The 14754-nt window shown below is 45.1% G+C and carries 8 protein-coding genes and 1 pseudogene; all 9 read left to right on the top strand.

Annotation, left to right across the window (positions count from 1 at the left end):
* Window position 1: 1 nt before the first annotated feature.
* The 9 genes and pseudogenes from VYM24_RS01915 (at window position 2) to VYM24_RS01875 (ending at window position 14591) form a co-directional block, all read left to right on the top strand.
* Window positions 2-985, top strand: a complete 984-nt coding sequence (locus VYM24_RS01915) for a glycoside hydrolase family 5 protein (protein WP_330941324.1) — start codon at window positions 2-4, stop codon at window positions 983-985.
* 163 nt (window positions 986-1148) lie between these two features.
* Window positions 1149-4352, top strand: a pseudogene (locus VYM24_RS01910) (SusC/RagA family TonB-linked outer membrane protein).
* Window positions 4353-4372: 20 nt separating this feature from the next.
* Window positions 4373-6103: a RagB/SusD family nutrient uptake outer membrane protein gene (locus VYM24_RS01905; protein WP_291552740.1), complete on the top strand. Its 1731-nt coding sequence runs from the start codon at window positions 4373-4375 to the stop codon at window positions 6101-6103.
* A gap of 20 nt (window positions 6104-6123) precedes the next feature.
* A complete protein-coding gene (locus VYM24_RS01900) occupies window positions 6124-7467 on the top strand; it encodes a glycan-binding surface protein (protein ID WP_291552738.1) in 1344 nt (447 codons plus the stop codon).
* A gap of 20 nt (window positions 7468-7487) precedes the next feature.
* Window positions 7488-9803 carry an IPT/TIG domain-containing protein gene (locus tag VYM24_RS01895; RefSeq protein WP_330941323.1) on the top strand — a complete coding sequence of 772 codons (2316 nt, stop codon included), beginning with the start codon at window positions 7488-7490 and terminating at the stop codon, window positions 9801-9803.
* Window positions 9804-9880: 77 nt separating this feature from the next.
* The gene (locus VYM24_RS01890) at window positions 9881-11587 is read left to right on the top strand and encodes a glycosyl hydrolase (protein WP_425286649.1); all 1707 of its coding nucleotides are present in this window, start codon (window positions 9881-9883) and stop codon (window positions 11585-11587) included.
* A 99-nt stretch (window positions 11588-11686) separates the two neighbouring features.
* A complete protein-coding gene (locus tag VYM24_RS01885; RefSeq protein WP_291552729.1) occupies window positions 11687-12139 on the top strand; it encodes a hypothetical protein in 453 nt (150 codons plus the stop codon).
* A 146-nt stretch (window positions 12140-12285) separates the two neighbouring features.
* Complete coding sequence (locus VYM24_RS01880; protein ID WP_330941322.1) at window positions 12286-13401, top strand: glycoside hydrolase family 26 protein; 1116 nt, start codon at window positions 12286-12288, stop codon at window positions 13399-13401.
* Window positions 13402-13415: 14 nt separating this feature from the next.
* On the top strand, window positions 13416-14591 hold the full coding sequence (locus tag VYM24_RS01875; protein ID WP_291552724.1) for a glycoside hydrolase family 130 protein: 1176 nt from the start codon (window positions 13416-13418) through the stop codon (window positions 14589-14591).
* The last annotated feature ends 163 nt before the right edge of the window (window positions 14592-14754 follow it).

Here is a 14754-nt window from a genome sequence, read left to right as displayed (position 1 = left end):
TATGATGAATATTTGGAAAAGTTTGTTGGCTGTTTGTCTGCTGACCGCAATGTTTGGATGTGGAGCGGGTACGTCTGAAAAAGCAAATCAGGAAGGTACTGCAAAGCAGTTGCCCCGTCTGTGTGTGACTGGTACGCAATTGGTGAATGAACAGGGTGATACGGTTGTACTGAAAGGTGTCAGTTATGGGTGGCATCAGTTTTGGCCTCGTTTCTATAATGCTTCTACCGTAGCTTATCTTTCTGGAGATTGGGGTGCGAAGGTGCTTCGAGCTTCTATGGGAGTGGACTTGGATAGTGCCTGCTATGTGTACAAGCCGGAGTTTGGCATTAAGTGTGTCACGACAGTAGTGGATGCGGCTATTGAAAATAATGTTTATGCAATCATTGACTGGCATAGCCATAATCTGCGTCAGGAAGAGGCCAAGGAATTCTTTGCACAAATGGCAACTCGTTATAAGGGTGTCCCTAATGTGATTTATGAAGTGTTTAATGAACCGGTGGAAGATAGTTGGGAACAAGTGAAAGCATACTCTGTCGAAATTATCAAAACCATCCGTGCCATAGAACCGGAGGCTGTTATTCTGGTAGGTTGTCCGCATTGGGATCAGGATATTCACCTAGCGGCAGATGATCCTATTATCGGTTATAATAATATAATGTATACTGTTCACTTTTATGCCAATACTCACGGACAATGGTTGCGTGACCGTACAGACTATGCTTTGAGCAAAGGGCTTCCGGTATTTATATCCGAATGTGCCGGTATGGAGGCCAGTGGCGATGGTGCAGTAAATAAAGAAGAGTGGCAAAACTGGCTTGACTGGATGCAGCGACGTTCCATAAGTTGGGTAGCGTGGTCTGTTTCGGATAAGAATGAGACTTGCTCAATGCTTCTCCCCTCAGCTTTTTCTGACGGCAATTGGGCTGATCAGGATATGAAGGAATGGGGGCAGATAGTACGCAATGAACTACAGACAAAATAGAATCATATAATCAATTCAGGCATTAAAGCAAGGGTATGGGGCTGATACTGTTATTTTGTAAATATAGTATTAGTTCCAGATAAAATTGTACTTGTTTGCGTTACTGATATCATCTACCTTTGTCGTGAAAGATTTGTGACATATTAAATCTAATAATTATAGTATGAAGAACTTTATGTTGTTTCTGATGACGCTCTTCCTGAGCTGTCATGTGATGGCCCAACAGACCACAGTTACCGGTACAATTACTGACGGTACGGATGGTTCTCCTCTGATTGGCGCCAATGTTCTGGTAAAAGGAACCGGTACCGGTTCTATAGCGGACGTAAATGGGAAATTTAGTGTGAGTGTTCCGACCGGTAAAGACGTGCTGGTAATTTCCTGTATTGGATATAAGCAGCAGGAAATTACCTTGAAGCCGGGACAAAAAGTTGTGAATGTGGTAATGAAAGAAGACTCGGAACTTCTGGATGAAGTGGTCGTTGTAGGCTATGGTACAATGAAAAAGAGTGACCTTTCAGGTGCGTCGGTATCTATGGGTGAAGATAAAATTAAAGGCTCGATTATTACGAATCTTGACCAGTCTTTGCAGGGACGTGCAGCCGGTGTGACGGCAGTGCAGACTTCGGGTGCTCCAGGTTCAGCTTCCTCTATTCGTGTACGCGGACAGGCCACAATCAATTCTAATGCCGAACCACTTTATGTGATAGATGGCGTGATTGTGCAAGGTGGAAGTACAAGCGGTTCTTCTTTAGGCTTTGGTGATGCGCTGGACAATGGTACTACGTCCACTATTTCCCCATTGTCAACCATTAACCCCGCTGACATCTTAAGTATGGAGATTCTGAAAGATGCTTCTGCTACAGCTATCTATGGTGCACAAGGTGCGAACGGTGTGGTTCTAATTACTACTAAGAGAGGTAGAGCTGGTGAAGCCAAGTTCTCTTATGATGGTATGATGGCTGTAAGTCGTCAAACCAAACGTTTGGATATGCTCAATCTCCGGGGCTTTGGAGGCTATTATAATGATTTTGTGGCTTCGGGCTTCGGTGGTGTGAAAGAAGATCCTTATTATAGTGATGTTTCTCTGTTGGGAGTAGGTACCAACTGGCAGGATGCCATTTTTTAAACAGCTTTCCAACAGCAACATCAAGTATCAGCACAAGGTGGTACAGAGAAAATCCAGTACTATGTATCGGCCGGTTATATGGATCAGGAAGGTACTATCATCGGTTCTGATTTCAATCGTTTGTCGTTGCGCGTAAATTTAGATGCGCAGTTGAAGAAATGGCTGAAGTTGGGCTTGAGTGCTACGTTTGCTGATTCGAATGATGACATAAAGTTGGCTGATGGTGCCGAAGGTATTGTCGGTTTCGCTCTGACTTCTTTACCTGAGGCTCCTATTTATGACATTGATGGAAACTATGCCTCTTTTGCCCGCGAGAATTACAGCATTCATAACCCTATTGCCAAGGCTATGGAGCACAACAATATGTTGAATCGCAAGAAGCTTTCTGGTAATATTTACGCAGAACTTACACCAGTCAAAAATTTGACATGGCATGCGGAACTGGGTTATGATATTGGTTACAGTAAGGCAGAAGTGTATAACAACGCTATAGATTTGCCTAACTGGAAAGAAGCTAATGAAAGTAGCATTCAGAAAAATAACAATACTTTCTGGCAGTTGAAGAACTACGTGACTTATAATAATACGTTTGCTGAGAAGCATTCTGTAAGTGCAATGGTAGGTCAGGAATGCTGGGAAAGTAAATATGACTATACTAAAGTCGCTAATTCCAATCTGCCTTCCGACGCTGTACATAACCCGATGCTGGGTACCAATACTCCGACCATCGGTGCTGGTTTTGGCAGCAGTTCCATGGCTTCGTTCTTTACCCGCTGGACCTATAGCTATGACAACCGTTACAATGCTACCTATACTTATCGCTACGACGGTTCCTCAAACTTTGGTCCAAACAATCGTTGGGCAGGATTTCACTCTTTCGCTCTGTCCTGGCGCTTTACTAATGAGAAGTTCATGAAGAATATTAAATGGATCAGCAATGGTAAATTCCGTGCCGGTTGGGGACAGACAGGTAATTCCAGTATTAATTCTTATGTGTGGGGTGTGAATATGCAACAGGTGTATACCTCGCTTGGAGCTGGTTACCGTCCGCAGAATATTCCTAATCTGGATGTGAAATGGGAGAAACAAGAACAGATAAATCTGGGACTTGACCTCGGTTTCCTTAATGATAGAATTAATGTAACTCTCGATTGGTATCAAAAGGAATCCAAGGATATGCTGATGGATTTGCAGATGCCTACTTACATGGGTACCTCGGGCAATGATAACTCTAAACTGCGAGCACCGATGGGTAACTACGGACACATCCGTAATACCGGATTAGAGCTGACGCTGAATACTCACCCGTTGGTTGGCGATTTCCAGTGGGACTCGGAATTCCAGATCTCTTGGAATAAGAATAAGTTGATAGCCTTGAACGGTACAGCCAGTTCGGCCATTATGGGTTATGCGCAATGGGGAAGTACATTGGTAAGCCTTTCTGATACAGGCGAAAGCCTCTACTCTTTTTATGGATATGTGACAGATGGTATTTATCAGGATCTTGCCGATTTGCAAACCTCACCCAAACCTGTGAAATATCCGGCAAATGGAGTGTTTGATGGTGCTAATACTGTATATGTGGGTGATATTAAATACAAAGACCTGAATGGTGATGGTGTGATAAACGAGAATGACCGTACCAATATCGGTTCACCCATGCCTAAGTTCACATTCGGGTGGAACAATACGTTCCGCTATAAAGGCTTCGACCTGAGTATTTTTATCAACGGAAGTTATGGCAATAAAGTGATGAATCTTACTAAACGCAATCTGACTACCATGAGTTCTCCTTGGGCCAATCAACATGCTGATGTTTTGAAACGTGCCCAATTGGAACCGATTGATCCTTCCATTGTATATACCGACGGTACGAAGTGGTACAATCATGTGGAGAATGTACGTGTAGCCAATCCGAATGCTTCTTTACCGCGTGCTATTATCGGTGATCCTAACGATAACGACCGTATCAGTGACCGTTATGTGGAAGACGGTTCTTACATTCGTCTGAAGAATATTTCGTTGGGTTATACATTCCCTAAAAAGTGGATGAGCAAGTGCGGTGTAGAGAATCTGCGTGTTTACTGTAACATTCAGAATCTGCTGACCATTACAGGCTATGACGGCTATGACCCCGAGATAGGTGTCAGTACAATGTCGCCGAATGTATATGGTGTGGACTTTGGACGTTATCCTTCACCTACTACTTATTCCTTTGGTTTGAATCTCTCTTTTTAACCGTTTAAATAGAATAACACATGAAAGTATCAAAACTTAAATATATAGCAATGGGAGCGATACTGGGATTATCCTTCGTATCGTGCGAGGATTTCCTTGACAGACCCAATGAGGATAGTTACAACGATGGCAACTATTTCCAGAATGATGCCCAGACCAAAGTAAGTGTCAATACACTTTACAATTCACCGTGGTACGATTTTTTGAGTCGTGGATATTATAAAATTCCTGAGGCTTTGTCGGGTAACTTGCTTTTGGGAGGAAGCCCTTATGCCAATTTTACGGTAAACGGCAGTGACGAAGATATGAAAAGTACATCTAACTCATTGTGGGCTGTCAATGCGCAGGCCAATACCATTTATAACCGATTGAAAACGGCCAATGCTTCTGAAAGTGTGAAGAATACCGCTATGGGCGAATGTCTGGCCTGGAAGGCGATGGCTTATTTTTATCTGGTACGTATTTTCGGTGAAGTGCCAATCGTTCATGATAACAGTTCGGAAATAGCGGCAGGCAACTACAATGAAAAATATAAAGTGAAAGCTGCCGACATTTATGAATATATCATTATGACCTTGGAAAAGGCCATTGAATTACTGCCGGAGGAAAATCAAGCTGGGCGTATAGACCGATGGGCTGCCAAAGGATTGCTGGCCAAAGTTTACCTGACAAAATCCGGAATCAACGCCAACGGAAACGGACAACGGGATGCAGATGACCTGGCTAAGGCTGCCAGTTATGCTAAAGATGTCATCAATAATTCAGGTAAACAGCTGATGGCTAATTATGAGGATATTTTCAAAGGAGAAAATGATTTTTGTGATGAGAGTTTGTTTGGCTGGCGCTGGACTGCTGAACAAAATAATTATACCTGTGGAAACTGTCTGACTTCGGAACTTGCCATGAAGGGCTTTGAAACTTATAATTGTTGGGGTGATTGGACTGCACCTTCTGTTGACTTGCAGGATGCGTTCAGTGTTTCTCCGCTTGATAATCCTACTCAGCGGAACCAGAGTGATGCCCGCCGCAAAGCCACAATGATGATGGCTGGTGATAAGTATAGTTATTGGTGGCAGGACAAGGGAGGATTCAATTATCTGGATTTTCTTTATGATAAGGAATATGCACCCGGTTCTAATGACGGTTTGCAGTCGGGCACCGGTGCCAATATCGCTAAGCATCTTTATGGAAATACAAACGACCATATCAAGACGTTCGGTATCAGTCCGGGACAACAATGCAGCTCGTTGAGTACTCATGTGCTCCGTCTGGCGGATATATATCTGGTTTATGCCGAGGCTGTAATCGGTAACAACAATTCTACTACGGATGCAAGTGCCATTGACGCTTTTTATAAAGTTCGCCAGCGTGCTGTATCTGCTTACGAAAGACCTTCCAGTATCACTCTTGACCAGGTTTTGAAGGAACGTCGTTTAGAAATGGCCTTTGAAGGTGACTATTGGTTCGACCTTGTTCGTATGTCTTATTACGATGTAAATAAAGCAATGGATATCATTAAAGCGCAACGCCGTAACGGTTACTATGGATTACCCGATCTCTATAAAGAATATAAGATGAACAATGTATGGAACGTAGATGAATCTACCATGTACTATGAGACTAATACTCCGAAACCTAATGTGACGGCATCTATTTTCAAACTCCCCCTTCCTGACGAAGATGTGGTGTATAATCCCCATTTGCTGGATGAGGCTCAACACGTGGATGTAAGAACGGAGTTTGTTTATTAATCAGTTAAACAGTAATGAATATGAAAATGAATATATATTTCAAAGGGTTGGTAGTAAGTCTGCTGCTGATTGCGGGAATGTTTACTTCATGTGAGGACCAGCCTGATAAGTTTGAGCTTACCGGTGGTCTGCCCCAGGTGAGTTATATACGTATGCCTTATTTGGCACAGTCGGATTCGCTTATTGTGGAGGCAAGTCTGAAATCTGTTATTTGCCTGGTGGGTGATAACCTTACAAGTATCAAGGAACTCTATTTTAATGATCAAAAGGCACAGTTGAATACCAGTTATATCACATCTCATACTATGATTGTACAGATACCTGACAATATACCTGAAGAAGTGAGTGACAAAATTTATATGGTGACTGCCGCGCAGGATACGGTAGAATATGCTTTCCATGTGATCGTTCCCAAGCCAATGATAGCTTCTATGTCATGTGAATACGCTACTGCCGGAAGTGAAGTGACTCTTTATGGAAATTACTTCATTGATGATCCTAATGTGCCGCTTACTGTAACTCTTCCTGATGGAAAGCAACTTACTACGTTTACAAAGCTCACTAATAGTACTATCACTTTCAGAATGCCCGAATGTGATACAGAGGGTTCTATTCGTGTAGCGTCTATTTATGGTGAAAGCACTTCTACGTTCCACTATCTTGATTCGCGTGGCCTTATGTTCGACTTTGACGGAAAGACTGGTTTGGGTAATCACGGTTGGCACGAAAGAGAAATCAAGACGGATGAAACCTCACTTACGGGCAACTTTGTCCAGTTGGGTGACGGTACATCAAAAATGAGTGTGGACGGTGGTTGGAACGACGGTGTATTTGCATTCGAATATTGGTGTGGTTCGTGGGATAGTCCGCAGAATGTGACATCGGGTGATGGTATTGCATTGCATAATCTGGTAGATTTTACAGATTTTGCTAATATGGCCTTGAAGTTCGAGATGTATATTCCTACGTCTAATCCGTGGAGTGCGGGTGCTATGCAGATTTGTTTTGCAGGTTATGACAAGGTGACGCTGAGTGGTAATCCTATAGAAGGATTTGACGGGGTTGTTGCAGGAGCCAATGCCAAGGTCTTTAATGGAGAAGATGGTTTAGGGGCATATGGTCGTGCGTTGTACCGCCCTTGGATGGATACCGGCTCTTACGATACCGGTGATAAATGGGTAACTGTAACCGTACCTATTTCCAACTTTACTCTCGACCGTTTAGGTGCAGCGGCTGAAAGTGTTCCCAGTTCACCGGGAGATTTTGCCAGTCTGACATTCTTCGTTGTAGGCGGAGGAGTGAATGGAACAGAGTGTACGCCGATTATCAAGCTTGATAATATCCGTGCGGTTCCCAATAAATAACCTTTAAAGATACTATAGATATGAACAAGACATATAAACTTTCGGCACTTTGGATGATGTGCCTCATACTCTTGGGTTGCTTGTCATTTTCGGCCTGCGATGATGGAGATGAAGAAGATACTAATCAATATAAAGGTGGTATCAGCTTGAATGTGTTTGGTCCCAGTCCTGTAGCCCGTGGCGGTGTACTCCGCTTCCTGGGTAGCGGAATGGATAAGATACAATCTGTATCTATTCCCGGATGCGGGGAGATTACTGATATAGAAGTAATCAGTGCGAATGAGATACGTGTAACCGTTCCTCAAACGGCTGAAGTAGGGTATGTTACTCTGAAAACACCTACGGGAGAGATTACTACAAAGACTAAGATTACTTATACCGAGCCTATCGGTGTGGAGACGATTACACCTAATCCGGTGAAACCTGGCGATGTACTCACCATCAAGGGTGAATATCTGAATCTTATTAAAGAAGTAATCTTTTTTGAAGAGTTACCGGTAGGTGAGGCTGATTTCATCGCACACTCACGCCAGGAAATTCAGGTGAAAGTTCCAATGGAAGCAAAGACAGGTGACGTGACTTTGGCTGATGCTTCTTCCGATGATCCCGATGCTTTGCGTAACCTGATCCATGTGAAGGGGCTTGTTATTATTCTGCCTTCTGTGGAAGCCCCGCTTGACCTGACTGCAAAGAAACCGGGTGATGAAATTGTAGTGAAAGGTAAAGACCTTGATTTGGTAAATACGGTGAAGATGCCAAATGGTGAAGAAGTGGAATTTGCATACGATAAATCTGAAGGAGGTGAAGAAACCATCACATTTATATTACCTGAAAATGCAACGGATGGAGCTGTTGTGATGATTCCCGCTTCGGGTGTGGAAGTAGCTATTGCCAACATTGGCATGGCACTGCCTGAAAAGGTAGTAGCAACTCCGGCTGACGGATTGCGCGGCGGTGATGTGATTACATTGACGGGTGTCAATATGGAACTGGTGACTACCATTACTTTCCCGGGTATGGAAGAGGCTGTAGAGCCTGCTTCGAAGAGTGCTACCGAAGTGAAAGTAGCGATGCCTGCTGCTGCCATCAGTGGTGAGTTGCTGCTGAACACGGCAAGTGGTACTTCCGTACCGGTGACTATTGCTACTCTGAAACCGGAATTCATGTCATTTGCCAATGATGCCGTTTCTTTGGGTGGTGATGTAACTATTCAAGGTAAGAATCTTGACTTGGTAGCTAAGGTGGTCTATACCGGTGGTGCCGAAGTGGAAGTAACCCCCGTTTCTACAACAGAACTGACTGTAGAGATGCCTACTATGGGCACGGAATCCGGTGTATTGACATTGGTGATGGCAAATGGAGAGAGTGTTGAAACGGGAAAACTTACTATTAATGCTCCCGAGTTCTGCTACATCCCTGTATTGCCGGGTGAAGAAACGGAGTTGAAAGGTGGCGAGATATTCGAGATTGGGGTCGCAAATGGTGATAAACTGACAGGTGTTCAGGTAAATAGCCAGAATGTTCAGTATATCATCAACGGTGATAAACTCTATATAAGTATTCCGCAGGCAGCTGGTAAAGGGACTAAGGTAACATTGATTTCTTCTAACGGCACGATTGATTATAGCATTGATTTCGTTCCGGCGACTGAGATTACAACCGTCATCTGGACGGGTATTGGTGATGTAGGTTCTTGGGGAGGCATGTCCGACCTGTCCTGGGGTGGCTATGACTGGTCTACGGTGACTGCCGGAACAGACTTAACAGTTCATTTTGCTGAATATGAGACTGCTGATTATTGGAAAATCCGTTTTGGCAATGGGTCTTGGGCTGCATTGCCTGGCAGTGGTGGAGATATTTCACTTGAAGCCGGTGCTAAAAGCTATACGCTTACGTTGACTCAGGAAATGATTGATGAATTGGTTAATAATGGTGGGCTGGTTATGACCGGTTGCAATTACATCATTGGCAAGATTACCTTAACAGAACATATCAGCTTGGAAACTGCTGTGTGGAAAGGTAGCCTTGATATGGCAGCTTGGTCAGTGAATCATGAGATGAAACCTAACACCATGTTTGTAGATGCCGGACTGAAGGCAGGTATGACGTTGAGGCTCTATTTCGATGTGTATGATGCTGACAGTAAAGTGAAATTGTTCGATGGTCATTGGGGTGGTTTGTTTGATGGCGCGGAACTGGTACCCGATGCCAGTGGAGTGATTGCTATTTCTGTAGATGATGACTTGGCTACCAAATTGACGACTCTTATAGACTGGGGATATAGTTTTATTGTGCAAGGTACGGGTTGTACACTTACAAAAGTTACCATTGAATAGAATGCAATTCTTAAAGGGAGGAAAAGATGTCTCTTTCTGATACCCCTCTTCCTCTCTCAAACATAAAAATGTAGTAGATTATGAAAATGAATAAGATATGTGCTGCCCTGTTTGCGGCAGCAACTTTCGGACTTGTAGCCTGCACCGATACCGATGCGAAATATATCATTCCCGAAGTGGAGGCACCAGTACTGGTGTCCACCACTCCGGAGGCGAATGCCGCCAAGGTAAAGAGGGGCGAAATCACCATTGAGGTGAAGTATGACAAGAACGTGTTTTTTGCTACGAAAGATTTGGAAAAGATTTCGTTTACGGGTGGTACACTGATTAGTGCTGACGTGTATGGGTCGAGCAATGTACTGACACTGAATGTAGAAGTACCCGGACGCGAAACCTTATGTACGCTTTCCATTCCCGAGGGCGTGGTGTTAGGCCCGAACAAGGTGCCTGCTCCGGCAGTGTCTCTTCAGTTTACTACCGTTGCTTTGGATAAGACACCGGTAATGGCTACTTCGGCCAAAGCTATGAAGCTCTATGACTATCTGCTTGCCAACTACGAAACCAAATCGCTCTCAGGCATGATGGCCAAAGAGTCGTGGAATACAGACATGTCCGAACGCGTCTATCAATGGACGGGCAAATATCCTGCCATCAATACCTTCGACTATGGTCATCTGGCATGGTCGGTGGCAGGTGCCAACTGGATAAACTATGGCGACATCACTCCCGTAAAGGAATGGGCGGACAAAAATGGTATCGTGTCGTGTATGTGGCACTGGAACGTGCCCAAGGAAGCTCCTGCCGACTACATCACATTATGGAGCGGCGAACAGGATATGCCTGCCGACTGGAGTCAATCTGTGCAACTGAATAATGATGCCGCCAAAGCTATCTTTGCCATTGCCAAAGTGGGTGACGTGGTGCGTGTGGCTGTGAAAGATGTAGAAGAGGGTGCACAAGCTGCCTTTAAGCATGGAAGCACATGGGCAGGAATCACTCCCGAATACGAATACTTCGACATTACGGGTGATTTCACCATGCCCATTACCGAGGACATCCTTACGGTACTGAAGGAAAACGGCTTGATTGTAGGCGGTCACCACTACGTGGCTACTGGCATCTATCTGGAAGGCGAAGGTATCACTGGCGTTCCTGACCTTGGAACCGGATATGCTTTCTATAAAGATGAAACCAACTTTGATGCATCCAATGCCTTGATAGAAGGTACTTGGGAAAATAAATTTTTTGTGCAAGACCTTGCCAGTGTGGCAGGTTATCTGAAACTGCTAAAAGAAGCCGGCATACCTGTACTGTGGCGTCCGCTTCATGAAGCGGCGGGCAAGTGGTTCTGGTGGGGAAAAGACGCTGCTAGCTTCAAGGCCATCTGGATTGCTATGTTCGATTACTTCAAGGCGCAGGGATTGGACAACCTCATCTGGGTATGGACCGCTGAAACCGGTGATGAAGATTGGTACCCGGGCGACCAGTATGTGGATATTATCGGAAGTGATATCTACTCGAAGGATGTGGAAACTTGCGCATCGCGATATGTGGCTATTTCGGCTACATACGGCAACAAGATGATTACGCTGAGTGAGTGTGGTTCGGTAGGTAAAATCTCCGAGCAATGGGCTGCCGGTGCACGCTGGTCTTGGTTTATGCCTTGGTATGATGGTGAGGAAGAAGATGGAACCCCGATAGTACATGCCGATGAAGCCTGGTGGAAGGATGTTATGGGACAGAGTTATGTGATTACTCGTGAAGAAGTGCCTTCTATGGAATAATTTTTCCTTCTTGTTATTTAGAATGAATTGAAATGTGGTAAGCAATAGAGCCTTTTTTCTGTTATCTTACCACATTTTTATTAATACATGAAATTTTATATGAAAATAAAGAACTTGTTACTGCTCATAATTGCGTTAATGCCAATGGAATTAATGGCTCAATCGGACATCGGTCTTAGTGTTTCTTATTTGCCATCCGATACTACGATATTAATTCATATAGCCAACAATGCCGATAAGACGATGCGAATACGAAATGACGATGGTTCCGGTTCCGGTAGTCTTGTACAATTTCATCTTAAAGATAAAGCAGGCAAGGAAATTTCATTGTATGATGCCGCTTTTTTTGAAGGCATAGACTATCAACGCTTTATAGATATTAATCCGCATTCGACTAAAACGTTTAGATACCGTTTGAAATTTTTGTGTCCTTCAAGTCATAGTGCTACAGATATCTATTCAGTTGATGCAAGTTGCTTCATGGACTATTCAATTCCGGAAGAAGAAAGGTTTGAATTTGTTCATAAAGTTTTGCCTGTCAAGACAAAGTAGGGTCGGAAGATTCACTCAATATGAGGCCGGTCTTTAGAATATGAAATTAATATAGCAAAGGGATAAAATCGTATCACTATCTATTCTATTCATCAGCTATCTTTGTGCTGTGAATTTGGATAGTATTTATGGAAAAAAATCACTATATGAAACTTGAATTTATAGCTATTACTTTAGCGGTGAGTACCTTGGTGGCTTGCAACCCTTCAAAGAAAGAAAAGGTGGCGGATGACGGAGCCATTTCTATGCGTACCCCCGAGACCGAGAACCTGCTCGCCCATCTTAAAAAAGTATCATCCCGCGGCTTTATGTTCGGCCATCATGACGACACCAACTATGGCATCGGCTGGGAAGGCGATGAAGGGCGTTCCGATGTAAAGAGCGTCTGTGGAGACTATCCCGCAGTCATCAGTTTCGACCTGGGACATTTGGAACTGGGCGATACGTTGAGCCTGGACAAAGTGCCGTTCAGCAAAATCAGAAGAGAGATATTGAACCAATATAAAAGAGGAGGGCTGTCCTCTCTTAGCTGGCACCTGCGCAATCCGCTGACAGGGGGAGACTCCTGGGATGTGTCAGATACGACGGTGGTGAAGTCCATTCTGCCCGGCGGAGCCAATCATGAGAAGTTTGCAGGCTGGGTAAGTAAAGTATCGGCTTTCATCAACTCCCTGCAAACGGAAGACGGAGTGAAAGTTCCGGTACTCTTCCGCCCGTGGCACGAACATACGGGCAGCTGGTTCTGGTGGGGAGAGAAGCTCTGTACGCCTGAAGAATACAAAGCCCTCTGGCACATGACGGTGGACATCCTCCGCAGCGATGGAGTGGACAATGCCCTGTATGCCTATTCCCCCGGCAGTGAACCGCAAGATACGGCACAATATCTGAAACGCTATCCCGGTGACGACCTGATAGATGTAATCGGTTTCGACACCTATCAGTTCGACCGCCCTTCTTATCTGGCGAATGTGGGCAAGAGTCTGGCTATCGTAGACAGTATAGGTCGGACGCACGATAAAGTGATAGCCATCACCGAGACGGGCTACGAAGGCGTCCCCGATCCGAAATGGTGGACTGAAACCCTGTTGCCGGCCATTGGAGAGTATCCGATAGCCTACGTCCTGGTGTGGCGCAATGCCCGCGAACGTGTCACGCATTTCTATGCCCCCTATCCCGGACAGGCATCAGCTGAAGATTTCGTAACATTCTATAATCATCCCAAGACCCTTTTTGCGACAGACGTAAACTCTTTGTATAAATAAGATAAACAACGAATATGGAAACTTTTAATGATAAGGTATCAAGACTCTTTCAGGAACACGAGGAGTTGATCACGAGAAAGAATGAACCGGTGGAAGGTGGCAACGGCATATTTACACGTTATAAATATCCGGTGGTGACGGCTGCTCACACGCCCGTTTTCTGGCGCTACGACCTGGATGAAAAGTCCAATCCCCACCTGATGGAACGTATTGGCATGAATGCCGCGCTCAACTCCGGCGCCATCAAGTGGAATGGTAAATACTTGCTGTTGCTGCGCATGGAGGGGGCCGACCGCAAATCGTTCTTTGCCGTGGCGGAAAGTCCTAACGGTGTGGATAACTTCCGCTTTTGGGATTATCCCGTCACGATGCCCGAAGATGTGATACCGGCTACCAATGTCTATGATATGCGCCTCACCGCCCATGAAGACGGATGGATTTATGGTATCTTCTGTGCCGAGCGTCATGATGATAATGCCCCCGCGGGCGATTTATCCTCGGCTACGGCTACGGCAGGCATTGCGCGTACCCGGGATTTGAAAACCTGGGAGCGTCTGCCGGACCTGAAGACTAAGAGCCAGCAACGTAATGTGGTGCTTCATCCCGAATTTGTAGATGGCAAATATGCCCTTTACACCCGTCCGCAGGATGGATTTATTGATGCCGGAAGCGGTGGCGGCATAGGCTGGGCCTTGGTAGACGACATGACACATGCGGAGGTGAAAGAGGAAACCATCATCGACCAACGCTACTACCACACCATCAAGGAGGTAAAGAACGGTGAGGGCCCGCATCCGATAAAGACTGAGAAAGGCTGGTTGCACCTGGCTCATGGCGTGCGTGCCTGCGCTGCCGGACTGCGTTATGTGCTCTATATGTATATGACCGCCCTGGACGATCCTACGCGCCTGATAGCCACCCCCGGAGGTTACTTCATGGCTCCTGAGGGAGAAGAACGTATCGGCGACGTAAGCAATGTGCTCTTTACCAATGGCTGGATTGCGGATGAAGACGGCAAGGTATTCATCTATTATGCCTCGTCGGACACGCGGATGCACGTAGCCACTTCTACGGTGGACAAGCTGGTGGATTACTGCATGAATACGCCGGTGGACGGATTGTCCTCTTCGGCTTCGGTGGAGACGCTGAAGAAACTTATTAGTAATAATTTGCAACTCATGCGGAAATAAATATCTTTGTGCCTTTATCAGCCCGTCAGTGAATGGCATTCAGTGACGGACTGAAATAGGTTCAGTGATGGACTGAATTCTATTCAAGTCGTCACTGATTATCCCCCCGCTCAGAAGGGTGTGTGGGCGCGGTGGTAAAGTTTGCGCATCGATGGTTATAAAT

Origin of the sequence: Bacteroides sp. MSB163, assembly GCF_036416795.1 — a bacterium.
GTDB classification, from domain to species: Bacteria; Bacteroidota; Bacteroidia; order Bacteroidales; family Bacteroidaceae; genus Bacteroides; species Bacteroides maternus.
This window is presented reverse-complemented; position numbering and strand designations above follow the sequence as displayed.

Excerpts from the sequence above, each read along its gene's own strand:
- VYM24_RS01915 (WP_330941324.1), top strand. The coding sequence starts at position 2 with ATGATGAATATTTGGAAAAGTTTGTTGGCTGTTTGTCTGCTGACCGCA.
- VYM24_RS01905 (WP_291552740.1), top strand. The coding sequence starts at position 4,373 with ATGAAAGTATCAAAACTTAAATATATAGCAATGGGAGCGATACTGGGA.
- VYM24_RS01900 (WP_291552738.1), top strand. The coding sequence starts at position 6,124 with ATGAAAATGAATATATATTTCAAAGGGTTGGTAGTAAGTCTGCTGCTG.
- VYM24_RS01895 (WP_330941323.1), top strand. The coding sequence starts at position 7,488 with ATGAACAAGACATATAAACTTTCGGCACTTTGGATGATGTGCCTCATA.
- VYM24_RS01885 (WP_291552729.1), top strand. The coding sequence starts at position 11,687 with ATGAAAATAAAGAACTTGTTACTGCTCATAATTGCGTTAATGCCAATG.
- VYM24_RS01880 (WP_330941322.1), top strand. The coding sequence starts at position 12,286 with ATGAAACTTGAATTTATAGCTATTACTTTAGCGGTGAGTACCTTGGTG.
- VYM24_RS01875 (WP_291552724.1), top strand. The coding sequence starts at position 13,416 with ATGGAAACTTTTAATGATAAGGTATCAAGACTCTTTCAGGAACACGAG.